The sequence below is a fragment of the Bacillus sp. LNXM12-1 genome (assembly GCF_003004375.1).
Lineage (GTDB): Bacteria > Bacillota > Bacilli > Bacillales > Bacillaceae > Bacillus.
This window is the reverse complement of record NZ_PVWX01000001.1, coordinates 624744-650716: the sequence shown is the minus strand read 5'-3', so window position 1 is coordinate 650716 and position 25973 is coordinate 624744. Positions and strand designations below refer to the sequence as shown.

The following is a 25973-nucleotide window of genomic DNA, read 5'->3' as shown; positions in this document are numbered from 1 at the left end:
ACCATCTGAGTATCCTCCTTTTTCATTGACAAAAGAACATTCCTTGAAGTAGCCTTGAAACGTACATACATATTTTATTGATTGGGGGAACAAACGTATGAGTCTTGAAGCAAAAGAGAAAGCGTTTTATCAATTACTAGGAAAAATCGCCCATTATACGGAGGCGCTCCATTTACTTTATTGGGACTCTAGAACACAGGCGCCTAAAAAAAGCGCCGATTTCAGAGCTGAAACGATCGGTCAATTATCAAGTGATATTTTTAATATGAAGACTTCTGATGAAATGAGAGATCTTCTTCACGCATTAAACAAACATCGAGATGAGCTGTCAAAAGATACACAAAAGGCGCTCGAATTATCACAAAAAGAGTATGATGAAAACAGCAAAATTCCGAAAGAAGAATTTAAAGAATACTCGATTTTGCAATCAAAAGCAGAGCATGTCTGGGTAGAAGCAAGGGAGAAATCAGACTTTTCACTCTTTGCACCATACTTAAAACAGCTCATTGATTTTAACAAGCGCTTTATTCAATATTGGGGCGTGAAACAAACGCCATACGATGTGCTGCTCAATAACTATGAGCCAGATATGACGGTTGAACAGCTCGATCAAAAGTTTGGTGCACTTCGTGATGCCATTGTTCCTCTCGTGAAAAAAATCGAAGCCTCTCCTCATAAGCCGGATACTTCATTTTTATCGAAAAGCTTTCCGATCGACAAACAAAAGGAACTGAGTCTCTTCTTCTTAAAAGAATTGGGGTATGACTTTGACGCAGGACGTCTGGATACAACGGTTCATCCGTTTGCTGTGACATTGAGCAGAGGGGATGTTCGTGTGACGACCCGTTATGATGAGCATGATTTTCGGATGGCGATCTTTGGCACGATTCATGAGTGTGGTCATGCCATCTACGAGCAAAACATTGATGAGGCACTGAGCGGAACGCTATTATGTGATGGCACATCAATGGGGATCCATGAATCACAGTCTCTTTTCTTTGAGAATTTTATCGGCAGACATGAAGATTTCTGGAAAACGTATTATCATAAGCTGCAAGAAGCGTCTCCTGAGCAATTTAAAGATGTCTCTTTAGAAGACTTTGTGCATGCAGTGAATGAATCGAAGCCGACTTACATTCGAATTGAGGCAGATGAACTGACGTATCCGCTTCACATTATCATCCGCTATGAAATTGAAAAAGCGATTTTTAATGAAGAAGTAGCAGTTGAAGACCTGCCTGCACTGTGGAATGAAAAATATAAAGCGTATCTTGGCATTACGCCTCCTAATGATGCACTCGGTATTTTGCAGGATGTTCACTGGTCTGATGGAAGCTTTGGATATTTCCCTTCATATGCGCTTGGTTATATGTATGCGGCGCAACTAAAGCACCAAATGATCAAAGATTTACCGAATTTTGATGAGCTGATTCAAAACGGGTCTTTTGCACCGATAAAAGAATGGCTCACAGAACATGTTCACCAGCATGGAAAACGCAAAAAACCATCTGAAATCATTCAAGATGCGACTGGTGAGGAATTAAATGTGCAATATTTAATCGATTATTTAACAGATAAATATACGAAATTGTATTTATCTTAAATAAAAGGCACCCTTTGCTCAGAAGGGTGCTTTTTTGATGCTTGAATATTCTAAAAACGAACGTTTTGATCTGATCTATTATTTAAGTTCGGTATTTTTCTGGAAAAGTGCTTTCCAAGCGTCTGAAATCTTGTTATAATTTGAACACTATAACACTCATATAATCGCGTGATGATGGCACGCAAGTTTCTACCGGACACCGATACAGTCCGACTATGAGTGAGCAAAATGAAACAGCTCTTGTTTGAGCTGAAGATCCGTGGATCGTTTTCGCATTGCTTGCTCCTCATGGACAGCAATGCTTTTTTTATGCAAAAAATGAAAATGTTTGCCAATATGCTGGGAGGAAGAATGATGGAATTGTTACGTCAAAAAATTGAGAACGAAGGAATCGTTCTGTCAAATCAAGTGTTAAAGGTAGATGCCTTTTTAAATCATCAAATTGATCCTGTGTTAATGCATGAGATCGGGCAAGAGTTTGCTAGATTATTCAAGCATGATGGCATTACAAAAATTGTCACAATCGAATCTTCTGGCATTGCACCTGCTGTGATGGCTGGACTAGCTCTTCAAGTACCAGTTGTCTTTGCTCGAAAACGTCAATCACTAACACTAACAGATAACCTATTAACAGCGAGTGTGTACTCTTTTACGAAAAAAGTAGAAAGCACGATCGCTGTTTCAAATACGCATCTCAGTGAAAAAGATTGTGTATTAATCATTGATGACTTTTTAGCGAACGGTGAAGCCGCTAAAGGGCTTGCTGCAATCGCAAAGCAGGCGAAGGCGAAAGTAGCCGGATTTGGCATTGTCATTGAAAAGTCATTTCAGCCCGGAAGGAATGCGCTTGTTCAAATGGGCTACCGCGTCGAGTCCCTTGCACGTATTGAATCACTTAAGGAAGGGAAAGTCACGTTTGTACGGGAGGTACAATCATGAGTGCCGCTAAAAAAGCCAAAACGCTCTCGCTAGGGATTCAGCATGTGCTGGCGATGTATGCAGGTGCCGTTCTTGTGCCGCTCATTGTGGGAGATGCGCTCGGCCTCACCCCTGCACAGCTGACTTACTTAATCTCGGCAGATATTTTCATGTGCGGGGCTGCCACACTTCTTCAAGTATGGAAAAACCGTTTCTTTGGTATCGGTCTGCCTGTTGTATTAGGCTGTACATTTACTGCGGTTTCTCCTATGATTGCGATTGGCTCTAAATATGGAATTTCGTCTATCTATGGAAGTATTATCGCTTCTGGGTGTATCATCATTCTTCTTTCCTTTTTCTTTGGGAAGCTTGTGAAATTTTTCCCGCCTGTCGTGACAGGGTCTGTCGTTACCATTATTGGCATTACCCTTATTCCAGTAGCGATGAACAATATGGCAGGAGGAGAAGGAAGTGCAGATTATGGTTCTTTTGAAAATCTAGGCCTCGCTTTCCTTGTGCTGTTTATCATTGTGCTGCTCTATCGATTCACAAAAGGTTTTATGAAGGCGATCGCTATTTTAATCGGTATTCTCCTTGGGACAGCAGTCGCTGCATTTATGGGGAAAGTGGAAACAGCTGAGGTGGCGAACGCTCAAGTTTTCCGTATGATTGAACCATTTTATTTCGGCATGCCTACCTTTGAGTTTGCACCCATTATGACGATGACGTTAGTTGCGATTGTGTCATTAGTCGAATCAACAGGTGTTTATTTCGCATTAGGTGATTTAACAAACCGGTCATTAAAAGAGAAGGATTTAGCGAAAGGCTATCGCGCAGAGGGGATTGCTGTTTTATTAGGTGGTATTTTCAATGCATTTCCTTACACAGCCTACTCGCAAAACGTTGGGTTGATCCAGTTGACAGGAGTCAAGAAAAATCAAGTCATCGTTGTGACAGGAGCATTGCTCATGTTATTTGGACTTTTTCCTAAAATTGCTGCATTTACGACGATTATTCCAAAATCAGTTCTTGGCGGCGCAATGGTCGCCATGTTTGGGATGGTCATTGCCTACGGTATTAAAATGCTCTCGCGCGTGGATTTTGCCAAACAGGAAAACCTACTAATTGTTGCTTGCTCAGTTGGGATCGGCTTAGGTGTCACCGTCGTGCCGCAAATGTTTGAGCATTTGCCAGAATCAATGAAATTATTAACAAGTAACGGAATTGTGGCCGGTAGCTTTACCGCTATTTTGCTTCATATTATTTATCACATGATTCCATTTAAAAAAGAAACAGGGCAGGATCTGATAGAAGAACCTAAGCAATCTGTTATGTAAACACCTCTCATTAAGAGGTGTTTCAGCGTGTAGACAAACCCTCGCATTCGGTGTCAGTCCTGTGCGCCGATGCTCACGAATGTTAAATTCGCTCCGCTTCGGTGCTCGTCCTTCCTAGACTTCAAAGGTTTTCTATCACGCTGAAAAGAAGACAAAGGGCTAAAATAAAGATCATTTTAGCCCTTTGTCAACAATCTGAAACACCTCTCATTAAGAGGTGTTTTTTTGCATAAAAAAAGCAGGTTCGCTTGGCTTGGAACGAACCTGTGAAGGAGGAAAACTACATCATGTTTTCAACTATATTATCCAATATTTATCAATTGTCGTCAAGACAAAAAGTTAGACGGAGGAAAATGTTTTGACTGAATTGTGACGATTTGGCATGTATATCCTTTTTTCGATAGGGGATATTAACGAAAAAAGAGGTGAAGCCGATGGCGTACATTCTTTCAATTGGAACGAGTCACCCGAAGCATCACGTGGATCAGAAAACAGCTGCTCAATTTGCTAGGTCTCAATTTAAACGATCGTTTAAAGATATTGATCGGCTGCTGAGAGCTTTTCAAAATGGAGAAATTCAGAGCAGGCAGTTTGTGCAGCCCATTGAATGGTATCAGACGCACCACTCTTTTGAAGAGAAAAACAATATCTATTTGGAGAAGGCACTGGCTCATGCAAAAGAAGCGATCTTACATTGTCTTCAAGAGCAGGCGTTTCTGAAAAAGCCGATTCCGGTTGAAGAGATCGATGCACTGTTTTTTATTTCAAGTACCGGCTTATCGACCCCAAGTCTTGATGCAAAGCTGATGAACGTACTTCCTTTTTCTCCTTATACGAAACGAGTACCGATCTGGGGGCTAGGGTGCGGGGGTGGTGCGGCAGGGCTGTCTCGGGCTTATGAATACATAAGGGCATATCCAGAAGCAAAGGTGCTCGTCGTTGCCTGTGAGCTGTGCAGTTTAACCTTTCAGCCGCAAGATCAATCAAAAAGCAATTTAATCGGCACCTCCTTATTTGGAGACGGGACGGCTGCGGCTCTTTTAGCTGGAGAAACGGCTGCACTAGAATATGCCCATTTAAAAACAGTCCCTAAAGTACTAAGTACACAATCCGTCACGATGAAGGATTCTGAGGATGTGATGGGCTGGGAATTTACAAGTGACGGCTTTCGGGTTATTTTCTCCCGTGACATTCCGTCTATGATTTCAGGCTGGTTAAAAGAGCAGGTGGATCAATTTTTAGAGGAGCTTGGATGTTCAACTAAAGACTTATCCGTTTTTCTTGCCCATCCTGGAGGAAAAAAAGTGATTGATGCCTATGTTGAAAGTCTATCTTTACGAGAGAATCAGCTATTTTCTTCAAAAGAAGTACTCAAACAACACGGAAATATGTCCTCTGCCACAGTTTTGTATGTCATCAAGCATTTCCTTGAACATCAATCAATTGAAGCGGGGGATATTGGCCTTTGCGGGGCGCTTGGTCCAGGCTTTTCCTCAGAACTGCTGCTTATGAAATGGGAGGATGTCTTGTCATGATCATTTGGCTTGTTATCGGGTTCTTCGTTTGTCAGCGGCTCATTGAAATGCTTGTGGCCAAAAGAAATGAAAGAAAAGTAAAAGCGATGGGTGCCATTGAATTTGGTGCTAGTCATTATCCCTATATGGTCGCTATGCATACGGCCTTTTTTCTCTCACTCATAGTTGAGATAGGGCTTTTACATAAGGGGTCGTCCCGGTATTTTCTTGTGCTGCTCCTTTTCCTGATGGCTACACAGGTCATTCGATACTGGGCATTATGCTCCCTTGGGACGTACTGGAATACAAAGATTTTAGTCGTGCCAAACGCAATGATTGTAAAAAAAGGGCCGTATCGTTGGTTGAAACACCCTAACTATGTAGTCGTGGCGATTGAGCTTTTGCTGATCCCGCTATTGTTTGAGGCGTATGTCACTGCCATTTTGTTTACGTGTTTAAATGCATGGATGATGGCTGTAAGAATTCAAACAGAGGAGAAAGCGTTAAATCAGTATTTGCTAAATTAATATTGAAAATCATTATCAATTGTGCTACACTTTCATTAATGATAAACATTCTCAATCATGAAGGATGGACGGTGATCACATGACAATGATTTTCTTACTCGGTACGGTGTGTATATACAGCCTATTAATTGGCTTCGTATTAAAAGGTGTCTCCAAAAAATCTGCTTCCTGATCTCAGTCAATTGCGACTGATCGGGCAGCAGATTTTTTTTATTTCCTCAGATCAGAAGAAAAATCTCTTTATTTTGTGTAAAATGGTATCACATACATAACTGACTTTTCTAAAAACAAAGGGGTTTATCGTCATGAAAGACTTGTCTATTCGAGATTCGCTCGTTCAAACTACAGGAGCTTTATATCAAAGCTTTCTCAAAAGGGATGATCATGAGCGCGCAGCCAAACTTGCATCGATTATCAAAAAGGAAGCAGAAGAAGAAGTGTATATCGCATTTACCGGCCACTATTCTGCTGGAAAGTCATCACTTGTGAATCATCTGCTTCATGATCACATTTTGCCAACGAGCCCAATCCCAACAAGTGCAAACTTGGTCGTCGTGAGGAAAGGGGAAAGTGAAGTGCAGCTTCACACCTCTGATGACCGTTTTGCAAAAATGAGCGGTTCTTATGATAAAGAAGCAGTACAGCGTTTTTGTAAGGATGGAGAACAGATTGAGATGGTGGAAATTAGCGGTGACTATAGAGGACTGGGAGAAAAGGTGGCACTGATTGATACGCCAGGAATTGATTCAACGGATCATGCACACTTTTTGTCTGCTGCCTCTATTCTTCATCAAGCAGATGCTCTTTTTTATGTCGTTCACTACAACCATGTTCATTCTGAAGAAAACATTCGTTTCATTCGTTCCATTAAAGAAAAAGTGCCAAATCTTTATTTCATCGTGAATCAAGTGGACCGGCATGATGAGCATGAGACTGCATTTGAAGACTACAAAAATCAAGTGATTGACATGCTCCTTAAAGAGGGCATTGAAGAAGATCATCTATACTTTACATCTGTAACCGATGAGACGCATCCAAGAAATGAAATGATTCGTTTAATCGAAAAACTACAAGAATTACAGACGTTGCCGAAAGCATCACTTCGTGCTTATACTGAGCAAAAAATTGAGCATGTTTTAAAAGAACACATTGACTCGTTAAAAGAAGAGCTGCAAGGTGAAGAGCTTGATTCACAGCTTCAAGAAAAAAGAAAAGAAGTAAAGGAGTTTGAAGCGAAAAACTACTTCATTGAAAATGGAGCCAAACAGTTAGAAGATGAAGTATCTTCTGAAGTCGAGAGCATTTTAAAGAATGCCAACCTCACTCCATTTAAAATGAGGGAACTCGCAAGCGACTATATTGAATCAAAAGCACCTGGCTTTAAAGTGGGACTGCTTTTTGCTAAAAATAAAACTGAGCAAGAAAAAGAAAAACGGGCAACCGACTTCTTAACAGATGTCAAAGCGAGGATGAAAGCTGAAGTGGACTGGCATATTGCTGAGCTGCTTAAAAAAGAAGTCAAGAAGCATCAGCTTGGTGAAGAGTTATTAAATCAAGTGATGGCATTTGAAACACCTGTGCAAGAAGCACTCCTTGAAAGTGTGATTCATCATGGTGCGACGTTCTCCAATGAATACGTACTACAATATGCAAAAGATGCTGGCGAAGCCTTGAGAAGACAGGCAAAACAGAAAGCGATGACACTGATTGAACAAATGTCTGAGTCGCTGAAAGCCCAGCTTATGAAAGATAAAGCAAAACATCAAGAAAAATGGGACCAGTCTGCAAAAGAACTCCAAACGCTTGAGCAGTGCATCGGAAAAAATGAACAAATGAAGCGTGATATTCAACATGTATGGGATATATGGCAAAACGGAACGGATGAACAGATCGAAGAAGATTGGTTTTATGCGAAAAAGAGGCGGATGCAGCATGACCAGCTAAAGCAGGATCACGCGCCCATTCATCCCGAAGAGAGCGAGCAAGAAAAACCGCAGAAGCAGACAGAGCAACATCAAATGCGTCAGTCACAGCATGTCACGACGGCACAGTCAATTGACCAGTTTGAACAGCTTTCTCAGATTTTATTGCCATTAGACGCTCTCAAATCTCAAAGAAAGTCCTTTGAAAAACGAACAAAGCGGCTGCAAGCGAAAGAATTCACACTCGCTTTATTTGGGGCTTTTAGTTCGGGGAAATCTTCCTTTGCAAATGCCCTTGTTGGGAGAAAGGTACTGCCATCCTCTCCCACGCCAACAACGGCAACGATTAATAAGCTGACGCGGCCGACGGAAGATCACCCGCATGAAAGTGTAAAAGTGGTGTTCAAAACAGAACAGGATATATTAGAGGAGCTCAATCAGATCCTCGGATTTTCGATCTCAGAAGAAAAGGGAGAGACGTTTACATCCAAGCTCGAACGAACGCTGAAAAAAAGACAGCTTGAACAAGATCACCGCATCATTGTTGAACATTTTTTACAAGCGCATACACGTTTCCTTCATCACATTACGAAGCAAACGCCGCTTCATGTCACTCTTCAAGAACTGAGGCCATATGTGGCGGAAGAAGCTGTTTCTTGTGTGGTGAAGGAAGTGACGGTGTATTTGAGTACACCTTTAACAGATAAAGGGCTGACTATTGTTGATACGCCAGGCGCCAGCAGTATGAATAAGCGCCATACAGAGATTGCCTTTCAATATATGAAGGACGCAGATGCTCTTCTTTATTTAACTTACTACCAGCACTCTTTCTCGAAGGCAGATCGGTCATTTTTACGTAAGCTTGGGCTTGTAAAAGATTCATTTAGCATGGATAAAATGTTCTTTATTATCAATGCAGCTGACCTCGCAAAGGATCAAGCAGAGCTTGACACCGTCTTTGACTATGTGAATAATGAGCTCACAAAAGAAGGCATCCGAAACCCAAACCTTCATCATGTGTCCAGTAAGGAAGAAATCGAAGGAAAGGGAGAGACAGCTTATAATCAATATGCAAAGCTTAGAAAACAGCTCGACTATTTTATTGAGGAAGAATTAACGAAAGATGCGATCGAGCTTTTGTATTTTGAAGCCGGCATGTTATGTAGCACAGTCGACAAGCTGCATGCGACACTGCATCAGTCAGAAGATGAGAAGCAAGCGGAAAAGAAAAAGATAGACACATCCTATGAAGCGATTCTTGATCAAATGAGTCATATCAAACAATCTAAGCTAGTGACAGAAAGTGTGAAAAAGGACTTACATGAACAGCTCTATCATATTGTCCAGCGCCTATCACTATTTGCGAATGATCTGTTAAAGACAGCCTTTTACCCTGGAATATCTCAAGGAGACTTCAGGCAGCAGTTGAAAAAAGCGCTTGAACAGGCACTGAAGGATTATGAATTTGAATTTGTACAGGAGTTAAAGGCGCTTGATATCCGAATGGAATCGTTTATTCATCAATACTTCCAAGAGGAATGGGAAAAAGGATTGCAGGCGGCATGTGCAGAAGACCCTTACTTTTCTCTCTCACTGTCGCCGCCAGAAGAGAAAAATGCTGAGCTGAAACAAATTGAAGTCGAATCTGAACTGACACCATTCGAACCGCTCTTAAAGAAGCAAAAATCAGCGAAAGTTTTCTTTGAACAGAATGGAAAGGCTGCGTTCATTGAAGCGATTCGAGATATTCTTCATCAGTTAACCACGAAATGGGCAGATAAAGAAAAAGAAGAATTACTGAGCAGGTACGACACAATGGTGAAGACCTTTACTGAAAGATATGAAACAGAAGCGCTCGAGCAGCTAAGTGAACAAAAACAAACATTTATCACGAGCCTAACGACAGATGCCAAAGAACAGGCGGTAATTGAACAAGTATATGAACAAACAAACGAATGGAAGAACCAGTTGAAAACCATTTGATTCATGGTAGACTAAATAAAAAAGAAAGCAGTTGATAGAAAATGACGAGCGTACACGAAGAGATTTCCGCTCACTCACAAAAGCAGCATGCTCATATTCAGTCCTTTCTTGAGCTTGAACAGAAAAGAGAACAAGCAATAGAGACTGCTGTATTCAAATGTGAGCAAAACGAGCCATTTACAACAGACGACATCAATGCCATTACGTCGAAGATGAATGAGCTTGCACGAGGCGGTATTGTTCCGCTGCGTAAGCATGTGACGAATGATATGGTCAGGGAGTATGTCAAGCGGAAACAGAAGTAAAGAGTAACTTTCTCTTTTTTGGTCATCTTAATGAATGTACCGAGAAAGGGGAATGATCATGAAAAAAAAGCAACAGACAAAGCAGCAGGATGAGCGTGACCCTAAACAAAAAGACATGCCGTCCTATGCAGAAGCAGAGTCGAAAAAAATGCAATACGGTCAAAAGTAAACAGGGTGCCTCTTCTTTTCTAAAAGAAGAAGGCGCCTTTTTTATGTCGAGTTTTGTGTTCTGTGATAGAATAGGAGTATTGTTTTGAAAAAGGGAGTTTATAAGAATGAATAAACACGTACTGCTTGTAGATGGAATGGCGCTTTTGTTCAGATCGTTTTATGCAACGGCTGTACATCGCAATTTTATGATAAATGATCACGGTGTGCCGACAAATGGAGTCAATGGCTATTTAAAGCACTTATTAACGGCTGTACAGACATTTGAGCCAACTCATATTGTTTGCTGCTGGGATATGGGAAGCCAAACATACCGAAACGAATTGTTTCAAGATTATAAAGCAAATCGAGGAGAGGCGCCTGTCGAGCTCATTCCGCAATTCGATTTAGCAAAAGAAGCTACAGAAGAACTGGGAATTGTAAACATTGGTTTAAAGGGCTTTGAAGCAGATGATTGTATCGGTACTCTTGCTGCGCTCTACCAAAAAGAAGCACGGGTGACTGTCCTAACTGGAGACAAAGATTTGCTGCAAATTTTGAATGAACAAGTCACTGTTGCCTTGATGCAAAAAGGAATTGGCAATTATAAACATTATACAAAAGCCTTATTCGAAGAGGAAATGGGAATCTCTCCAAAGGCGCTGATCGATATGAAAGCACTCATGGGTGATGCAAGTGATAATTATCCAGGTGTCAAAGGAATCGGAGAAAAAACCGCATTAAAATTTATCCAAACATATGAAACGATTGACGGTTTGCTAGAAAATGTCCATGAACTAACGGCTGCACAGCAAAAGAAAATGCAAGCAGGATTAGAAGATCTGAAGCTTTCTCGTCTATTGGCAGAGATCAAATGTGATGTCCCGCTCAGCTGTCCAATTGATGAGACGAAAATGAACATCAATCAAGAACGTGCTGCTGCTATGCTGAGGTACCATCAAATCAAAGGAATCGAACCGATGATGAATCGTTTAAGTAAAATAGAGATCAGCTAAAGCCGATCTCTCAGGTTTATCTTTTTGTATTGCTTTTCTTCGCTCTATTTTCCAGCTGAGATAGTGGCTGTTTATCTTTTGTTTGCGCATCACCTTGTGGGGTTGTCCCATTTGTGACACGACCTTTATTTTCTTTATCCAATCAGTATCACCTCACACACATTAGCATAACCGAAAAAAAGCGATTCATCCTTTAGAAAGGTGAATCGCTTTTCTAGCGAGCTGATCCGCTATTTGATTTTCCTTACTCGGAATCCATTTAATGAAAAATAAATCAAACTGGCTTTGAAGTTCGATCATCTCTTTGATAAAATGCTGAAAGGCTGGATTTTTAGCAAATCCTGCATTGGCTGCGCGGTCAACTACTTGTGAATCTGTTCGAAATGAAACGGTACGCAATCCTTTTTCCGCGCATATTTTCATCCCCTCGATCAGAGCGGAAAATTCTGCTTCGTGATTGCTCATTGATCTAAGAGGAATGGAGAAGGATTCAGCCTTTCCATCATATTTAATGAAAATGCCGATGCCAGAGGGACCTGGATTACCTGCACTTGCACCATCAATGTATATTTCAGCTGGCACATTATTTCACCCTTTCATCAAGCGGAACCATTTTTTTCGCTGCATACGCGTAAGGTGTCGCAATCGCAGCTACGATAAATTTAATGACATATGTCGTGATGAAGATTTCAATCCATACATGAAATGGATACGTGCCAAGAAAGGCAATGGTCGTGAAAATCAGTGTATCAAGAAGCTGGCTAATCATCGTACTTCCCGCGTTGCGCACCCAGAGCGCACCATCGGAAGGAAATATCCGGCGAATAAACGAATATACATAAACATCTAGCATTTGACTGATCATATAAGCAGCGAGACTGCCAAGTGCAACCCTTGGCATAAAGCCAAATATCGTTTCCAGCGATGATTGTGAGATATCAGATGGAGCGGGATGGAAAAGCAAAGCCTCCTGCATGACAACAGTTAGTGTTAAAAGGGTGGCAAAGCCAATCCAGACAGCTTTTCTCGCTTCATTTTGTCCATATTTTTCATTTAATACGTCCGTTGCAAAGAACACACTGCCGTACAAAATATTTCCAAGTGTTGCCGTTAAGCCAAATAATTCAACGGTTTTGACAACTTGTAAATTTGCGGCAGCCGTCGCAAAGCCAATCCAGACAAAAAGGCCCATCTTGCCAAATCCTTTATAAAATAGAAGAACAATGATAAAATTAATGATCGCAAATAAGATCCAAATACCTTCATTAAACAAGTGACATGAACTTCCTTTCTCATTGTAAAATGTAACTTTTTGATTATAGCATAACGTATGTTTACCTTAAAAGCACGGGAAGGCGATGTGATCAATGAAATTAAGAGCACACTACACAATGAAAGTGAAATCAATTGGGTCCATTGCTTTTTTCCAAGAAGATTGGATGGAGCTAAATGAGGCCTTGATTTTAGCAAAACATATCGACAAAAAAGAACCACAGTCACTCCTGTCATTTGAAGATGAAAAAGGGGCCATGTGGTCCATAAAAGAGCTTGAAAAGCTAAATGAAGAACTAAAGCTTGAACCTGATCAGCTTCAAGTCTATTTTGATGCAAGTTTTCATAAAGAAACAGGCGACTCTGGTCTTGGAGTTGTCGTCTACTATAAGCTGGGAAAAGACGCTTATCGATTGAGAAAAAATCAGCCTTTCCAAGGGAGCACCAATAATGAAGCAGAGTATGCGGCTTTATTTGAGGCAGTAAAAGCTTTAAAAGACCTAGGGGCAAGCAGAAATTCTGTCACGATTAGAGGAGATTCACTTGTTGTCATGAATCAGTTAAAAGGAGAATGGCCTTGTTATGATGATGTACATAACAAATGGCTTGACCGAATTGAAGCGGCTTTAAAAGAGCTGAAGCTGACACCAACCTATGAAGTCATCGATCGGAAACAAAATGCAGAAGCGGATCAGCTTGCAAGACAGATTCTTGCAGACGTCCCAATCGAAAGTACATTGAAATTAGAAGCAGACGGAGCTGAATAATGTGGATAAAAAAACAGCAGTACAAGAATTGACCGATCTTCAAGACACGTATTGTTCAGATTGTTTGATTAAGAAGCATTTTCGGAAAGAATTTGGCAAAAAATATGCCCATTCCTTTTGTATACAGCAATGCACCGTTGGAGAGAAAATAAAAGAATATGGACAGACGCTGCTCAAAAAGTAAGCGGACGCACCGGTTTTCCCTGCTCAAACATCCGTTCATGAAAAAAAACGGATAGAATGTGTAAAAAAAGAACATATTCTGAAAAATGAGCCGATATAACTATAGAAAGTTTTGGTTGAGTTACTTTTTGACTAAGTGACGGATATTAGAGGAAAAGGGGAAGGCCGGTATGAATAATAAGGAGTTCGAAACGGTATTACATCGAACATTTCAAGAGGTGTACAGCGATCTAGAGCAACTAGTAGATGTAGCAAAGAAGGGAAGACCTTTTCTCGAAAAAGATATCTCTGAAATTGAACAACGACTGAAGCAAAATATTTTAGCGATTGAAATTCAGCTGAAAATCAAATAAGAGAGGCATAGGCCTCTCTTTATTTTGTCTTTACATCATTGATTTAGTTGATTAGATTTTTGTTACGTTTGCAGCTTGAGGTCCACGATTACCTTCAACGATTTCAAAAGAAACTTCTTGTCCTTCTTCTAAAGACTTGTAGCCGTCACCTTCGATAGCTGTGAAGTGAACGAATACATCGTCTCCGCCTTCAACTTCAATGAAGCCGAAACCTTTTTCATTATTGAACCATTTTACTTTACCGTTTTGCATATTGCTTTTTCCTCCTAGTACTGTAGCATACCTTTTGGCATACTAAAAAAAATTTTCATCACCTAACGACTTTGCAGTTGTTAAATGATGGTTCCACTATACACCATCAAAAGTAAAGCGTCAAGCGTGAGAGCCAAATTTTGAGCAGAATGTTTGATTTTTTTTGGCGAATAATAATAAAAGATAAACCGTCCCCATTTTCTGAAACTTTATGCACACCTTGTCCGTATATAAAAAAAATACAGGAAGAGGTGCTATCATGAATCGTTATACACTTGAAGAATTTGTTCAGAATACGCAGCAGGAAGATAAAGGAGAAGGGGTCTTCGAACTTGAAACATCAAGACTTTTAGAAATTAATTTGACTGATACCATTTGGGCAAAAACAGGTTCCATGGTTTCGTACCGAGGCAAAATCAAGTTTGAACGCGAGGGCGTTTTTGAACATGGCGTCTCAAAGATGTTCAAAAAAATGCTGTCAGGAGAAGGCACTTCACTCATGAAGGCAACAGGTGATGGGAAATTATATGTGGCAGATCAAGGCAAAAAAATCTCAATTCTTCGTTTGGCTCAAGGGGATTCCATTTTTGTGAATGGGAATGATCTGCTCGCATTTGAACCGTCAGTGCGCTGGGATATCAAATTGATGAAAAAAGTGTCGGGCATGCTTGCAGGCGGTTTATTTAATGTCAAATTAGAAGGACCAGGCCTTGTTGCGATTACGAGTCATTATGAGCCGCTCACATTGATTGTTCAGCCGGGTGACTCTGTCTATACAGATCCGAACGCGACAGTTGCATGGTCAGGGGATTTAAAAACTGAATTTGTGACAGATGTTTCATTCAAAACCTTTATTGGCAGAGGAAGCGGAGAGTCTATTCAAATGAAATTTAGCGGAAGCGGTTTTGTTGTCGTGCAGCCGTTTGAAGAAGTGTACACAACAAATGGAAATCAAGGATAAAGAAAAAGGTGTCCGTCAATGACGGACACCTTTTTATGATAATGCACGAGCATACGTTTTGTTATTCGTGATGAGATCTGATTGCTCAACGATATCTTCCAAAATGGTTTGAGAAGAATGCTTTAAGTGCAGTTTTTTAATGTTTTGTTTCATGACTTCTAACTTTTCTTCATCTTGCAGCAAGTTGGTCACAGATTCTAAAATGTCTTCATGTCTGTTGATGACGATGGCCGCACCATAATCTTCAAAGAAATGAGCATTTTCCTTTTCTTGTCCAGGGACAGGCTTGTAAAGAATGACCGGGACACCGATTGCTGTTGCTTCTGTTAAAGTAATACCGCCTGGTTTTGTGATCATACAATCTGTTACTCTGAACAATTCATCAATTTGTTCCACATATCCAAGCGCCTTCAATTGATCTGGATGTGCTTGTTCAAGATCGCTCAGTGATTGTTTCAGCGCTGCGTTCTTTCCGCATACAACAACAATTTGTACTTCACTGTCGAGAAGCAGCGCTTCACATAATTCCTTGACATTTTTCAGTACACCATGAGCACCAGCCATAATCAGAAGAACTTTTTTGTTTGATGATAATCCATATTTTTTATAAATCTTCGATTTTGGCACGTCTGCTTCAAATTGTGGTCTAATAGGAATGCCTGTCACTTTGACATCGCTTGGATGTGTGCCGATTTCCACTAATTTTTGTTTCACATAATCGGTTGCAACATAGTATCGGTCGATGTTTTCATGTACCCAAATCTTATGAAGACAGAAATCTGTCATGACATTAAATGTCGGGATGACTTTGCCTGTTTTGTTCCGGTATTCTGGAACAACAATCATCGGGAATGTAATAATAATGATATCCGGATTGTGTAATTGAATGAGTTCATCAAGACGCTTATTTCCCATTTTTAAATAAATGTTAAATTTGCGTTTATTGTAAATTTTATCTACACCGTAATAAAACAAGCGATAAAATTGTTTCCCAATGGAAAAGCTCTTCAAGTATAAATATTGAGTCACTTCTGACACAATGGGATTTGATTCTTGATACAAATTAGAAACTACAACATGTTCAAACCCTTGGGATTTGCATTCATCATACAGTGTTTTAGCCACCTGCATATGTCCATTTCCATAATTTGCGGTCAAGATTAATATTTTTTTATTGGTATTCAAGAATATTCACCTCAAATGTAATCAACAACAACAAAACTTCGTACGAAAACTATTAATCTCATAGGTCTACATATACATAAAGATAACATATAAACAGCCAGAGCATATCATTCGTTACGAAAGAATTAAACTAATTTTAAAAAACAACGAGACTAAATTGATAATGGAAGACAGAGCCATTTGTATTTTAACACATTTTGATCATTTATCATCAGACCACAGTCTATTTTATTCCCAAACGTATGGTGTTTCTTGATAAACATAATAATTGAGCCAATTCATAAACAGTAAAGTGGCATGGGCTTTCCAGCGATTCACTGGGACTAATGTGTCACCATCTTCTATAAAATAGTGGACAGGTTTTTGGACTGTATCATGCTTCAACAAATCTCTTTCATATTCCTGCTTCAATGTGTCCGTATCATATTCAGGATGTCCAGTTAAAAATACTTGTTTATCATCATCTGAAACAATTAAACAAACACCCGCTTCTTCAGAGATACTCAATACTTTCAAATTCGGCGTGTTTTTTAATTGTTCTGTATTAATATCTGTATGCCTCGAATGTGGGACATAGTATACTTCATCGAAACCTCTGACTAATCTTTCTTTTTTCTCTTTCACAAGATGCTCAAATACGCCAAATTTTTTCTCGGGAAGCTTGATTTTTTCAATCCCATAATGGTGATATAGGCCTGCCTGTGCACCCCAGCAAATATGAAGGGTAGACGTCACATTGGTTTTACTCCAGTCCAAGATGTCCTGAAGCTCTTTCCAATAGGACACTTCTTCAAAAGCTAAATGCTCAATTGGTGCGCCGGTGATGATCATTCCATCAAATTTCTTATGGCGAATCAATTCAAAGGTCGTATAAAATTCATCTAGATGCTCTCTCGACGTATTCTTCGGTGTATGCGTACTTGGAATCAAAAACGTAAAGTACACTTGCAAAGGAGAATTTCCGAGCATTCTTAGCAGCTGCGTTTCAGTTTGTATTTTTTTTGGCATTAAATTTAAGATCACGATATTCAAAGGACGGATATCTTGCTTGAATGCCCTTGTCTCATCCATGACGAAAATGTTTTCGCTCTCTAGTATTTGTTTTGCCGGCAGATGAACTGGTATGTTAATAGGCAACTCGCCACCCCCTGAACCAAAGCTAATTTCACTTCATTATAGGAACTTTCTGGCGATATTTCAATGTTTCAATTATGTTACAATGAAAAACAGAGCAAAAACAAAGCTGTTTCTGGAAAAAAAGGAGGCCGTTTATTTATGATCACAAAGCATTTATCAGATATTGACATCGCCCAAAAGGCAAAGCTGAGACCTATTCAAGACATCGCAGCAAAGCTGCAAATACATGACGAAGAATTAGAATGCTATGGTTTCACAAAAGCGAAAATATCTTTGACTATTTTTGACCGTTTAAAAGAACAAAAAGAAGGACATGTGATTCTTGTCACATCGATCAATCCAACGCCAGCAGGTGAGGGGAAGTCTACCGTAACAGTCGGCCTCGGTCAAGCCTTCGAAAAAATTGGGAAAAAAGCAATCATTGCGATGCGCGAGCCTTCATTAGGTCCTACAATGGGCATAAAAGGCGGTGCAGCGGGTGGAGGATATTCACAAGTGCTGCCAATGGAAGAAATCAATCTTCATTTTACAGGAGATTTTCATGCCATTACTTCTGCACATAATGCCTTATCTGCGTTCATTGATAACCATATCCATCACGGAAATGAACTCGGCATCGACTCGCGCCGCATTGTATGGAAGCGAGTGCTTGATTTAAACGATCGTGCATTAAGACAGGTCGTTGTCGGACTTGGCGGTCAGTTAAATGGGTATCCTAGAGAAGACGGATTTGACATCACAGTTGCCTCCGAAATGATGGCCATCCTTTGTTTAGCAGAAGACTTAACCGATTTAAAAAAACGTCTTTCTTCTATTGTTGTTGCCTATAATCAAGATGGCGAGCCAGTCACAGTTGGAGCACTTGGATATGAAGGTGTTCTTACGTTACTTTTAAAAGACGCGCTCAAACCGAATCTTGTTCAAACGATTGAAGGAACTCCGGCCCTAGTACATGGTGGTCCTTTTGCCAATATTGCGCATGGATGTAATAGTTTGATTGCAACCAAAATGGCGGCGAAATTAGCCGATTATGTGGTAACAGAAGCTGGATTCGGAGCAGATCTTGGAGCAGAAAAGTTCCTGCACATTAAAACAAGAGCTGGTGATTTCAAGCCTGGTGCAGTGGTCATTGTGGCGACTGTCAGAGCATTAAAGATGCATGGCGGAATGAAGAAAACTGAACTCAAAGAAGAGAATGCACATGCCGTATTAGAAGGTATACATAATTTAGAAAAGCATATTGAAACTGTGCAAGCCTTCGGTCTTCCATACATCGTCGCAGTAAACAGGTTTATCACTGATACAAAAGAAGAGATTCAATCGATAGAAGATTGGTGCCACGCACATGGCCATCCAGTCAAAGCTGTGAATGTATGGGAAGAAGGAGGCGAAGGCGGGACAGCACTTGCCGAGGAACTCGCGACACTTATTGAAAAGAAGAAGAACCACTTTTCCTATTTGTATGAAGAAAATGATTCTATCGAAGAAAAGTTATCTAAAGTTGCCCAAGTGGTTTATGGAGCAGACGGGGTCACACTCACTTCAAAAGCAAGAAAGCAGCTGGCAGCCATCGAGAAAAACGACTGGGGTCATTTACCGGTTTGTATGGCAAAAACGCAATATTCACTTTCGGATGATCCAGCTTTAATTGGGAGACCTAAGGGCTTTACCATTACGATTCGTGAGTTAAAACCATCTGTAGGAGCAGGATTTATTGTTGCTTTAACCGGAAGCATTCTGACAATGCCTGGATTACCTAAAAAACCTGCGGCGCTCGAGATGGATTTATTAGAAGACGGCAGTGTGACAGGGCTCTTTTAACAGGAGGCATAAAAAGCGATTTTATAAAAGAAGCATGTTACGATAGGAAAAAGTGAATCCTAGGAGGCTATGAGATGTCAATTTATGATATTCAGGTCAAGACCATTAACGGTCAGGAAAAATCAATGGCAGATTACAAAGGAAAAGTACTCATTATTGTCAACACAGCAAGCAAATGTGGACTGACTCCTCAATTCAAACAATTGCAAGAGCTATATGATCAATATCATGAAAAGGGCCTTGAAATTTTAGGATTTCCGTGCAACCAATTTATGAACCAGGAGCCAGAAGGGGAAGAAGCGATTCAGGAATTCTGTTCTTTGAATTATGGCGTAACCTTCCCTATGTTTGCGAAAGTAGATGTCAATGGTGACAATGCGCATCCGCTTTTCAAACATTTAACAAGTCATGCAAAAGGTGTACTTGGAACGAAAACAGTGAAATGGAATTTCACAAAATTTATCGTGGATCAAAACGGAGAAGTCACTGAGCGGTTCTCTCCGAAAACATCACCAAAAGAATTAGAAAGCTCCATCATCACTCTTTTGGACAAATAAGGTGCTCACAGTCATGCAGAAAAAACAATTGGAGGCAGCTGCCTCCTTTGTTTCAGATCAGCTGAAATATGAACCGACTGGACACGATGCGGCTCATATTGATCGTGTGCGCCAGCTTGCCCGCCAGATTGCTAATCAGGAAGGCGGCTCTCTTTTTATGATCGAAATGGCAGCGATTGTTCATGATGTCATTGATGAAAAGCTGTCGAGTGAATGGAAGCTTTCACCGCAACAACTTGAGCTTCAGCTCCTTTCTTGGGAAGTTAATACGCGGGATATTCGTTATATCATGGATATCATTACCACGATGTCTTTTCGTCATCGACATAAGCAGAATAGGCCTATGACGTTAGAAGGGGCCATTGTTCAAGACGCAGATAGACTCGATGCGATAGGGGCAAGCGGTATTGCAAGAGTGTTTACTTATGCAGGCGCAAGAGGGGAGCCCCACTATACAAATAACACGCAGCAGGGTTCCGTGCTAAAGCATATGGAAGAAAAATTGCTCAAATTAAAAGACTTGATGAACACCTCTGCAGGAAAGCAGCTTGCTGAGGAGCGGCATGAATTGATGAGCTTATTTATCAAGACGTGGAAAGAAGAATGCGGCCTTACAGATGAGTAGGGTCTTTATGTGTGTAAGGAGGATGTATAGATGAAAATAACAGCGATAGAACCGACGCCAAGTCCAAATACCATGAAGGTCATTTTGACAGAAGCACTTGCCGGCGGTAAAAGCAACAACTACAAAAAGGATCAAAAAGACGAAGCGCCAGAAATGATCAAGCGCATTTTGAACATTGAAGGTGTAAAAGGTGTTTATCATGTCGCAGATTTCTTAGCGGTCGAGCGTAATGCAAAGTTTGACTGGCAGGGCATTTTACAACAGGTGAGAGAAGCCTTTGGTCAAGAAACAGAAGGCCTTCAGGAAGGACCGCAGTCAGGCGGTGACACATTTGGCGAAGTCAAAGTGTTTGTCCAAATGTTTAATGGGATTCCGATGCAAGTCAAATTAACTGACGGCGAAAGAGAAGAGCGGTTCGGAATGCCTGAACGCTTCCAAGCAGCCATTTTAAAGCTCAGAAGCAGTTCAGACAATGTCGTATTTGAACGTGTGTGGAAAGAACATGGCGTTCGTTTTGGTGACTTTGCTGATATCGGCCAGGAAGTCACAGAAGAGCTGCAAGCAGCCTATGATGACGAGCGTTTAGCCCGCTTAACAGAGGCGGTCAAAGAAGGGCAAGAAGCCGTAGATAGACAGGTGAACCGAAAGGCATATGATGTAACAGAAGACATGCTGCGCGAGGAAGATTGGAAAAAGCGTTTTGCCCATTTAGAGCAAATGCAGCCAGAGCAAAAGGATATACCTGTTTTAATGAAAGCGATGGAGGACCCAAAAACATCCATTCGCAGACAAGCCGTTGTGAATGCTGGAATGATTGAAGATCCTGCTATACTGCCTATATTATATAAGGGACTTAAAGACAAAACTGTGACGGTCCGCAGAACCGCTGGAGACTGTATTTCAGACCTTGGTGATCCTAGCGCTATGGAAGCAATGATCGAAGCATTAAAGGATCCGAGTAAACTTGTCCGCTGGCGAGCAGCTATGTTCCTCTATGAAGAAGGTGACGAAACAGCACTTGACGCATTAAAAGAAGCTGAGCAAGACCCTGAATTTGAAGTCAGCCTTCAAGTGAAAATGGCGATTGAGCGCATTGAGCACGGAGAAGAAGCGAAAGGCTCTGTATGGAAGCAAATGACAGAAAGTAGAAAAAATGCATCAGAATGATGAGAAATATGAGCAAGCTGCCAATGAAAGGCAGCTTGTTTTTCTTAAAGTGATAGACAGAAAAATTTTTTTAGAAAAATTATTTTGAATATTGTTGAAATATGCGAAAAAACTCTATATAGTAGTACCAATATAGAATATTGGAGGTCAGATTTTATGACACGAACCTTGCTGAGCGCTAGTTTCAGCAGACATGTTGGTCATCAGTCATTCATCGGTGGCTAAATAAACAGAAAATTTGTAAAATAAAATCAACTCAAAATCATGCAGTCAACAAGACTTGTAGTATAGGAGGCTTTTTAAACAGATGGCAGAACTACGCAGTAATATGATTAAACAAGGAATTGACAGAGCACCTCACCGAAGCTTACTAAGAGCGGCGGGGGTAAAGGATGAGGACTTCGGCAAGCCATTTATTGCCGTATGTAATTCCTATATTGATATTGTCCCAGGACATGTCCATCTTCAGGAATTCGGGAAAATTGTGAAAGAAGCCATTCGTGAAGCTGGCGGGGTCCCATTTGAATTCAATACGATTGGGGTCGATGATGGAATTGCGATGGGTCATATCGGGATGAGATATTCATTACCAAGCCGTGAAATCATTGCTGACTCTGTAGAAACCGTTGTATCTGCTCACTGGTTTGATGGAATGGTTTGTATTCCTAACTGCGATAAAATTACACCAGGGATGATGATGGCAGCGATGCGTGTCAATATTCCGACTGTCTTTGTCAGCGGTGGACCGATGGAAGCGGGTAGAACAAGTGATGGCAGAAAGATTTCTCTTTCTTCTGTATTTGAAGGCGTTGGTGCATACCAGTCAGGTAAAATTAACGAAGAGGAATTAAATGAATTAGAACAGTTTGGCTGTCCAACCTGCGGTTCTTGTTCAGGTATGTTTACAGCAAACTCAATGAACTGTTTAGCAGAGGCGCTTGGAATTGCTCTTCCTGGAAATGGAACGATTTTGGCGACATCACCAGAGCGAAGAGAATTTGCGAAAAAGTCAGCAAAACAACTGATGGAGCTCATTAAAAAGGATATTAAACCACGTGATATTGTGACTGAAAAAGCAATTGATAACGCATTTGCATTAGATATGGCACTTGGTGGTTCAACCAATACCGTTCTTCACACACTGGCGATCGCAAATGAAGCAGGTGTTGAATATTCACTTGAACGTATCAATGAAGTAGCAGAGCGTGTGCCTCATTTATCAAAACTTGCTCCAGCTTCGGATGTTTATATTGAGGATTTACATGAAGCAGGCGGCGTCACAGCTGCGCTAAATGAATTGTCCAAAAAAGAAGGCGCACTTCATTTAGATACAATGACCGTCACAGCGAAAACGCTTGGTGAGAACATTGCAGGACATGAGGTAAAAGACTATAACGTCATTTATCCAATCGATAAGCCATTTACTGAAAAGGGCGGCTTAGCCGTTTTATTTGGAAACCTTGCGCCAGATGGAGCCATCATTAAAACGGGCGGGGTACAAGATGGGATCACACGTCACGAAGGACCTGCGATCGTATTTGAATCCCAAGAAGAAGCTCTTGAAGGCATCATTAATAGAAAAGTAGAAGCAGGACATGTTGTCATTATTCGCTATGAAGGACCTAAAGGCGGACCTGGTATGCCAGAAATGCTTGCACCAACTTCACAAATTGTCGGCATGGGACTTGGGCCAAAGGTTGCTTTAATTACTGACGGACGTTTTTCCGGCGCTTCTCGTGGTTTGTCCATTGGACACGTCTCTCCAGAGGCAGCTGAAGGCGGCCCGCTCGCCTTTGTTGAAAATGGTGACCATGTCGTGGTTGATATTGAACAACGCATTTTAAGCGTCGATGTTCCAGAGGAAGAATGGGAAAAAAGAAAAGCAAACTGGAAAGGCTTTGAGCCAAAAGTGAAAACTGGCTATCTTGCTAGATATTCAAAACTTGTGACATCAGCCAATACAGGCGGAATCATGAAAATTTAATCTGATATGGAACATTTGAAAATTGGCTCTCTCTATAGTATCCTTTATTCACAACATAAGGATTTTTAGAGGGGGCTTTTTTATGTCAATGGCATATGAAGAATATATGCGCCAGCTCGTTGTGCCAATGCGCCAAGAGCTGACAAGTGCAGGATTTCAAGAACTTAAGACGGAAGAAGAAGTAGAACAAACCATGCAAGAAGCTGAAGGAACAACATTTGTTGTCATTAATTCTGTATGCGGATGTGCTGCCGGATTAGCACGTCCAGCAGCGACTCAAGCTGTGATGAAGGCAGAAAAAGCTCCAGACAGAATCGTCACAGTATTTGCTGGGCAGGATCGGGAAGCAACGGCAAAAATGAGAGAATACTTCACGGGTGAAGAGCCATCATCTCCTTCTATGGCCCTTTTAAAAGGAAATGAACTCGTTCATTTTATCCCGCGTGACGAAATTGAAGGTCATGAAATGGAAGATATCATGAAAAATGTCTTAACTGCATTCGAAAAACATTGCTAATCAAGTGTTGAAATGCCCTGTGATCAGATCAGGGCATTTTTTCTTGATCATGATGGAGGAACAATATGCTCATTACAACAAGCTTTAGAGCAAATGAACAAACGATTGAAACAGCGAAGGCTCTTGCAGAGGATTTACATGGTGAGTATGTAGAAAGACGCAAACAATCCGTCAAGCAGCTTGCGATGAAACGAGGAGATGTACTTGTTGTCGGGAAAGAAAGATTCGAATGGTATCAGCCTAATGGTGAAAAGTTCTTTTTTCATCCAAGCTCAGCGATGTTCAGGGTGAAGCGGCTCTTGCGCGGAGAAAAGGATCCTTTAATCGAAGCAGCACAGCTAAAGCCGGGAGATTCCTTTTTAGATTGCACACTTGGCTTAGGGTCAGATGCTATTACTGCAAGCTGTGTGATAGGCAGGAATGGAAGGGCCATCGGTATAGAAAAGAATCCCATTACGGCGTTACTAGTGCGAGAAGGACTGAACACATGGGAGACAGGGATAGAAGAAGCAGATGAAGCGATGAAACGGATATCTGTGATCAGTGGAGACAGTATCGAGCAGCTAAAGCAGTGTCCTGACCGTTCATTTGATATTGTCTATTTTGATCCGATGTTTGAGGAAACGATTCAAGAATCTACAAGTATAGCGCCGCTGCGTCATGCGGCAGAGCACCACTTTGATCACGAAATAGCCGTGCAAGAGGCGTTAAGAGTGGCAAGAAAAAGAGTGGTTTTAAAAGATCATTGGAAAAGTACACGATTTACAGCGGAATCCTATCAATTTCACGTCATAAAACGAAAAACAGCCCAATTTCATTATGGTTATATTGAGAAAGAAAAAAGCCCTCACTAAGGGCTTTTACAGCGTGTAGACAAACCCTTGCATTCGTTGTCAGTCCCGCGCTCCGGTACTCACGAATATCAAATTCGCTCCATTCCAGAGCTCGTCCTTCCTAGACTTCAAAGGTTTTCTATCACGCTGAATAGAAGACAAAGGACTAAAATCAAGATTATTTTAGCCCTTTGTCAACAATCTGAAAAAGCCCTTTCTAAGGGCTTTTAATCCGTAATCTCCATATAGACAAAATAAAACAGTGTCAGCAAGGAAGCTGTGATGAAAAACCCTTCAAGCATACCCATTCCTCCCAAATTTTAGTCGTCATTACTGTCATTGTAAACGTTTTATTATAAAAAAGAAAGTCTCAAATCAGTGACCAAATTGAATGACTGAAAATTCATTATATGCTAGAATAGCAGTATGATAACTTATGGAAGGAATTAGATATCATGAAGATGTGGATGAGAAAAACGCTTGTTGCGCTCTTTACAATTGCAACTTTTGGTTTAATCTCTCCTCCGTCGGCTTTGATGACAGACAAGCCATCTGAACTTTCTTCATCTGATAAAACGCCTTATACAGCGGTTTATGATACATCAGATGAATTGCGCAGCTGGGAACTATCGCAAGAGGACAACAAAGAGCAGGTAGACCCCTTTGAGCAATATAAGGAGGAGGTTCTATCAAGTGCAGAAAATCAATCCTTTCTCAAATTCGGCCGTAAAATCACACCTGTCATTGAAGACGAGTACAGAGAAGAGATTCAACCGAAAATTGAACAAGTGTTAACCGATGTTTTAACAAATTTCAAAGATGACGAAAAATTTCAAGATGTTGTGTTAACTGATCAGCCTTCAAGCGGAAATGGCGAAAAAATCTTCCACATCTACAACCGAAAGACTGGAGAAGATTTGCTCCGTTTTCATGTGAGAAGAGATCAGCCGCCACACAGCGGATATTGGTTTAACTTTCACTACCATACAGCAGAAGATGGATTCCAGACGCATCATGAACTCGGTAATATTTACTGGGACAAAAACACCCCACCGAGCTGGATGAGCCACTAGAAGGAGATGTCATG

Annotated in this window: 27 protein-coding genes and 1 riboswitch; of the genes, 21 read left to right on the top strand and 6 right to left on the bottom strand. The window is 40.9% G+C overall.

From position 1 onward, the window contains the following. The first annotated feature begins 97 nt into the window (after window positions 1-97). From C6Y07_RS03300 to C6Y07_RS03255, 9 genes are all read left to right on the top strand, one after another. Window positions 98-1603, top strand: coding sequence for a carboxypeptidase M32 (locus tag C6Y07_RS03300; RefSeq protein ID WP_034661008.1), 1506 nt, complete (start codon window positions 98-100; stop codon window positions 1601-1603). Window positions 1604-1739: 136 nt separating this feature from the next. Then, window positions 1740-1839, top strand: a riboswitch (purine riboswitch). A gap of 118 nt (window positions 1840-1957) precedes the next feature. After that, window positions 1958-2542 carry a xanthine phosphoribosyltransferase gene (xpt, locus tag C6Y07_RS03295; RefSeq protein WP_106071688.1) on the top strand — a complete coding sequence of 195 codons (585 nt, stop codon included), beginning with the start codon at window positions 1958-1960 and terminating at the stop codon, window positions 2540-2542. After that, entirely contained in the window at window positions 2539-3858 is a 1320-nt protein-coding gene (gene pbuX / locus C6Y07_RS03290) for a xanthine permease PbuX (RefSeq protein WP_066030745.1), read from the top strand. Before xpt ends, pbuX begins: the two co-directional genes overlap by 4 nt. A gap of 434 nt (window positions 3859-4292) precedes the next feature. After that, complete coding sequence (locus tag C6Y07_RS03280; protein WP_106071652.1) at window positions 4293-5393, top strand: type III polyketide synthase; 1101 nt, start codon at window positions 4293-4295, stop codon at window positions 5391-5393. Further along, window positions 5390-5899 (top strand): isoprenylcysteine carboxyl methyltransferase family protein, encoded by a 510-nt coding sequence (locus C6Y07_RS03275; protein WP_060596709.1) that lies wholly within the window; start codon window positions 5390-5392, stop codon window positions 5897-5899. The genes C6Y07_RS03280 and C6Y07_RS03275 overlap by 4 nt, the downstream gene beginning before the upstream one ends. Window positions 5900-5963: 64 nt before the next feature. Continuing rightward, entirely contained in the window at window positions 5964-6071 is a 108-nt protein-coding gene (fbpC, locus tag C6Y07_RS03270) for a Fur-regulated basic protein FbpC (protein WP_309415589.1), read from the top strand. A 133-nt stretch (window positions 6072-6204) separates the two neighbouring features. After that, window positions 6205-9804 (top strand): dynamin GTPase, encoded by a 3600-nt coding sequence (gene dynA / locus C6Y07_RS03265; RefSeq protein WP_106071653.1) that lies wholly within the window; start codon window positions 6205-6207, stop codon window positions 9802-9804. 41 nt (window positions 9805-9845) lie between these two features. Beyond that, window positions 9846-10109 (top strand): YpbS family protein, encoded by a 264-nt coding sequence (locus C6Y07_RS03260; RefSeq protein ID WP_034661003.1) that lies wholly within the window; start codon window positions 9846-9848, stop codon window positions 10107-10109. A gap of 275 nt (window positions 10110-10384) precedes the next feature. Beyond that, complete coding sequence (locus C6Y07_RS03255; RefSeq protein ID WP_060596707.1) at window positions 10385-11272, top strand: 5'-3' exonuclease; 888 nt, start codon at window positions 10385-10387, stop codon at window positions 11270-11272. A 16-nt stretch (window positions 11273-11288) separates the two neighbouring features. Here C6Y07_RS03255 and C6Y07_RS03250 read toward each other — a convergent pair whose 3' ends face one another. From C6Y07_RS03250 to C6Y07_RS03240, 3 genes are read right to left on the bottom strand one after another with little or no spacing between them, the layout of a single operon-like run. Continuing rightward, complete coding sequence (locus C6Y07_RS03250) at window positions 11289-11414, bottom strand: hypothetical protein (RefSeq protein WP_003215584.1); 126 nt, start codon at window positions 11412-11414, stop codon at window positions 11289-11291. A 44-nt stretch (window positions 11415-11458) separates the two neighbouring features. Further along, window positions 11459-11854 carry a reverse transcriptase-like protein gene (locus C6Y07_RS03245; RefSeq protein WP_034660999.1) on the bottom strand — a complete coding sequence of 132 codons (396 nt, stop codon included), beginning with the start codon at window positions 11852-11854 and terminating at the stop codon, window positions 11459-11461. A 1-nt stretch (window position 11855) separates the two neighbouring features. Further along, window positions 11856-12545, bottom strand: coding sequence for a queuosine precursor transporter (locus C6Y07_RS03240; protein WP_060596706.1), 690 nt, complete (start codon window positions 12543-12545; stop codon window positions 11856-11858). A 94-nt stretch (window positions 12546-12639) separates the two neighbouring features. Here C6Y07_RS03240 and C6Y07_RS03235 point away from each other — a divergent pair, with 94 nt between their 5' ends. The 3 genes from C6Y07_RS03235 (at window position 12640) to C6Y07_RS03225 (ending at window position 13847) form a co-directional block, all read left to right on the top strand. Further along, window positions 12640-13311 (top strand): ribonuclease H family protein, encoded by a 672-nt coding sequence (locus C6Y07_RS03235; protein WP_106048303.1) that lies wholly within the window; start codon window positions 12640-12642, stop codon window positions 13309-13311. Window position 13312: 1 nt separating this feature from the next. Continuing rightward, complete coding sequence (locus tag C6Y07_RS03230; protein WP_003215998.1) at window positions 13313-13495, top strand: zinc-finger domain-containing protein; 183 nt, start codon at window positions 13313-13315, stop codon at window positions 13493-13495. A 169-nt stretch (window positions 13496-13664) separates the two neighbouring features. After that, window positions 13665-13847: a hypothetical protein gene (locus C6Y07_RS03225; RefSeq protein ID WP_003215507.1), complete on the top strand. Its 183-nt coding sequence runs from the start codon at window positions 13665-13667 to the stop codon at window positions 13845-13847. A gap of 51 nt (window positions 13848-13898) precedes the next feature. On the opposite strand, the gene cspD is transcribed toward C6Y07_RS03225, so the two are convergent. Then, a complete protein-coding gene (gene cspD, locus C6Y07_RS03220; protein WP_003215784.1) occupies window positions 13899-14099 on the bottom strand; it encodes a cold-shock protein CspD in 201 nt (66 codons plus the stop codon). Window positions 14100-14358: 259 nt separating this feature from the next. Between cspD and C6Y07_RS03215 the strand changes: the two genes are divergently transcribed. Continuing rightward, a complete protein-coding gene (locus tag C6Y07_RS03215; RefSeq protein ID WP_034660996.1) occupies window positions 14359-15060 on the top strand; it encodes an AIM24 family protein in 702 nt (233 codons plus the stop codon). A gap of 33 nt (window positions 15061-15093) precedes the next feature. On the opposite strand, the gene C6Y07_RS03210 is transcribed toward C6Y07_RS03215, so the two are convergent. Further along, complete coding sequence (locus C6Y07_RS03210; RefSeq protein ID WP_095285307.1) at window positions 15094-16245, bottom strand: diglucosyl diacylglycerol synthase; 1152 nt, start codon at window positions 16243-16245, stop codon at window positions 15094-15096. Window positions 16246-16473: 228 nt separating this feature from the next. Continuing rightward, on the bottom strand, window positions 16474-17382 hold the full coding sequence (metA, locus tag C6Y07_RS03205) for a homoserine O-acetyltransferase MetA (protein ID WP_106156235.1): 909 nt from the start codon (window positions 17380-17382) through the stop codon (window positions 16474-16476). 138 nt (window positions 17383-17520) lie between these two features. Between metA and C6Y07_RS03200 the strand changes: the two genes are divergently transcribed. The 8 genes from C6Y07_RS03200 to C6Y07_RS03165 all read left to right on the top strand — a co-directional run bounded on the left by C6Y07_RS03200 (window position 17521) and on the right by C6Y07_RS03165 (window position 25959). Next, window positions 17521-19203, top strand: coding sequence for a formate--tetrahydrofolate ligase (locus C6Y07_RS03200; protein ID WP_034660993.1), 1683 nt, complete (start codon window positions 17521-17523; stop codon window positions 19201-19203). A gap of 74 nt (window positions 19204-19277) precedes the next feature. Then, the gene (locus C6Y07_RS03195) at window positions 19278-19760 is read left to right on the top strand and encodes a glutathione peroxidase (protein ID WP_106156234.1); all 483 of its coding nucleotides are present in this window, start codon (window positions 19278-19280) and stop codon (window positions 19758-19760) included. 13 nt (window positions 19761-19773) lie between these two features. Continuing rightward, window positions 19774-20385, top strand: coding sequence for an HD domain-containing protein (locus C6Y07_RS03190; RefSeq protein ID WP_066030751.1), 612 nt, complete (start codon window positions 19774-19776; stop codon window positions 20383-20385). A gap of 30 nt (window positions 20386-20415) precedes the next feature. Then, the gene (locus tag C6Y07_RS03185; protein ID WP_034660989.1) at window positions 20416-21552 is read left to right on the top strand and encodes a conserved virulence factor C family protein; all 1137 of its coding nucleotides are present in this window, start codon (window positions 20416-20418) and stop codon (window positions 21550-21552) included. 307 nt (window positions 21553-21859) lie between these two features. Further along, window positions 21860-23536 (top strand): dihydroxy-acid dehydratase, encoded by a 1677-nt coding sequence (ilvD, locus tag C6Y07_RS03180; RefSeq protein ID WP_012010311.1) that lies wholly within the window; start codon window positions 21860-21862, stop codon window positions 23534-23536. A gap of 82 nt (window positions 23537-23618) precedes the next feature. Next, the gene (locus C6Y07_RS03175) at window positions 23619-24053 is read left to right on the top strand and encodes a BrxA/BrxB family bacilliredoxin (protein WP_034660988.1); all 435 of its coding nucleotides are present in this window, start codon (window positions 23619-23621) and stop codon (window positions 24051-24053) included. A gap of 65 nt (window positions 24054-24118) precedes the next feature. Next, window positions 24119-24907 carry a class I SAM-dependent methyltransferase gene (locus C6Y07_RS03170; protein ID WP_106072820.1) on the top strand — a complete coding sequence of 263 codons (789 nt, stop codon included), beginning with the start codon at window positions 24119-24121 and terminating at the stop codon, window positions 24905-24907. Between the two features lie 434 nt (window positions 24908-25341). Continuing rightward, window positions 25342-25959 (top strand): YpjP family protein, encoded by a 618-nt coding sequence (locus tag C6Y07_RS03165; protein WP_060596585.1) that lies wholly within the window; start codon window positions 25342-25344, stop codon window positions 25957-25959. Window positions 25960-25973 lie beyond the last annotated feature (14 nt).

Excerpts from the sequence above, each read along its gene's own strand:
- C6Y07_RS03300 (WP_034661008.1), top strand. The coding sequence starts at position 98 with ATGAGTCTTGAAGCAAAAGAGAAAGCGTTTTATCAATTACTAGGAAAA.
- xpt (WP_106071688.1), top strand. The coding sequence starts at position 1,958 with ATGGAATTGTTACGTCAAAAAATTGAGAACGAAGGAATCGTTCTGTCA.
- pbuX (WP_066030745.1), top strand. The coding sequence starts at position 2,539 with ATGAGTGCCGCTAAAAAAGCCAAAACGCTCTCGCTAGGGATTCAGCAT.
- C6Y07_RS03280 (WP_106071652.1), top strand. The coding sequence starts at position 4,293 with ATGGCGTACATTCTTTCAATTGGAACGAGTCACCCGAAGCATCACGTG.
- C6Y07_RS03275 (WP_060596709.1), top strand. The coding sequence starts at position 5,390 with ATGATCATTTGGCTTGTTATCGGGTTCTTCGTTTGTCAGCGGCTCATT.
- fbpC (WP_309415589.1), top strand. The coding sequence starts at position 5,964 with ATGGACGGTGATCACATGACAATGATTTTCTTACTCGGTACGGTGTGT.
- dynA (WP_106071653.1), top strand. The coding sequence starts at position 6,205 with ATGAAAGACTTGTCTATTCGAGATTCGCTCGTTCAAACTACAGGAGCT.
- C6Y07_RS03260 (WP_034661003.1), top strand. The coding sequence starts at position 9,846 with ATGACGAGCGTACACGAAGAGATTTCCGCTCACTCACAAAAGCAGCAT.
- C6Y07_RS03255 (WP_060596707.1), top strand. The coding sequence starts at position 10,385 with ATGAATAAACACGTACTGCTTGTAGATGGAATGGCGCTTTTGTTCAGA.
- C6Y07_RS03235 (WP_106048303.1), top strand. The coding sequence starts at position 12,640 with ATGAAATTAAGAGCACACTACACAATGAAAGTGAAATCAATTGGGTCC.
- C6Y07_RS03225 (WP_003215507.1), top strand. The coding sequence starts at position 13,665 with ATGAATAATAAGGAGTTCGAAACGGTATTACATCGAACATTTCAAGAG.
- cspD (WP_003215784.1), bottom strand. The coding sequence starts at position 14,099 with ATGCAAAACGGTAAAGTAAAATGGTTCAATAATGAAAAAGGTTTCGGC.
- C6Y07_RS03215 (WP_034660996.1), top strand. The coding sequence starts at position 14,359 with ATGAATCGTTATACACTTGAAGAATTTGTTCAGAATACGCAGCAGGAA.
- C6Y07_RS03200 (WP_034660993.1), top strand. The coding sequence starts at position 17,521 with ATGATCACAAAGCATTTATCAGATATTGACATCGCCCAAAAGGCAAAG.
- C6Y07_RS03195 (WP_106156234.1), top strand. The coding sequence starts at position 19,278 with ATGTCAATTTATGATATTCAGGTCAAGACCATTAACGGTCAGGAAAAA.
- C6Y07_RS03190 (WP_066030751.1), top strand. The coding sequence starts at position 19,774 with ATGCAGAAAAAACAATTGGAGGCAGCTGCCTCCTTTGTTTCAGATCAG.
- C6Y07_RS03185 (WP_034660989.1), top strand. The coding sequence starts at position 20,416 with ATGAAAATAACAGCGATAGAACCGACGCCAAGTCCAAATACCATGAAG.
- ilvD (WP_012010311.1), top strand. The coding sequence starts at position 21,860 with ATGGCAGAACTACGCAGTAATATGATTAAACAAGGAATTGACAGAGCA.
- C6Y07_RS03175 (WP_034660988.1), top strand. The coding sequence starts at position 23,619 with ATGTCAATGGCATATGAAGAATATATGCGCCAGCTCGTTGTGCCAATG.
- C6Y07_RS03170 (WP_106072820.1), top strand. The coding sequence starts at position 24,119 with ATGCTCATTACAACAAGCTTTAGAGCAAATGAACAAACGATTGAAACA.
- C6Y07_RS03165 (WP_060596585.1), top strand. The coding sequence starts at position 25,342 with ATGAAGATGTGGATGAGAAAAACGCTTGTTGCGCTCTTTACAATTGCA.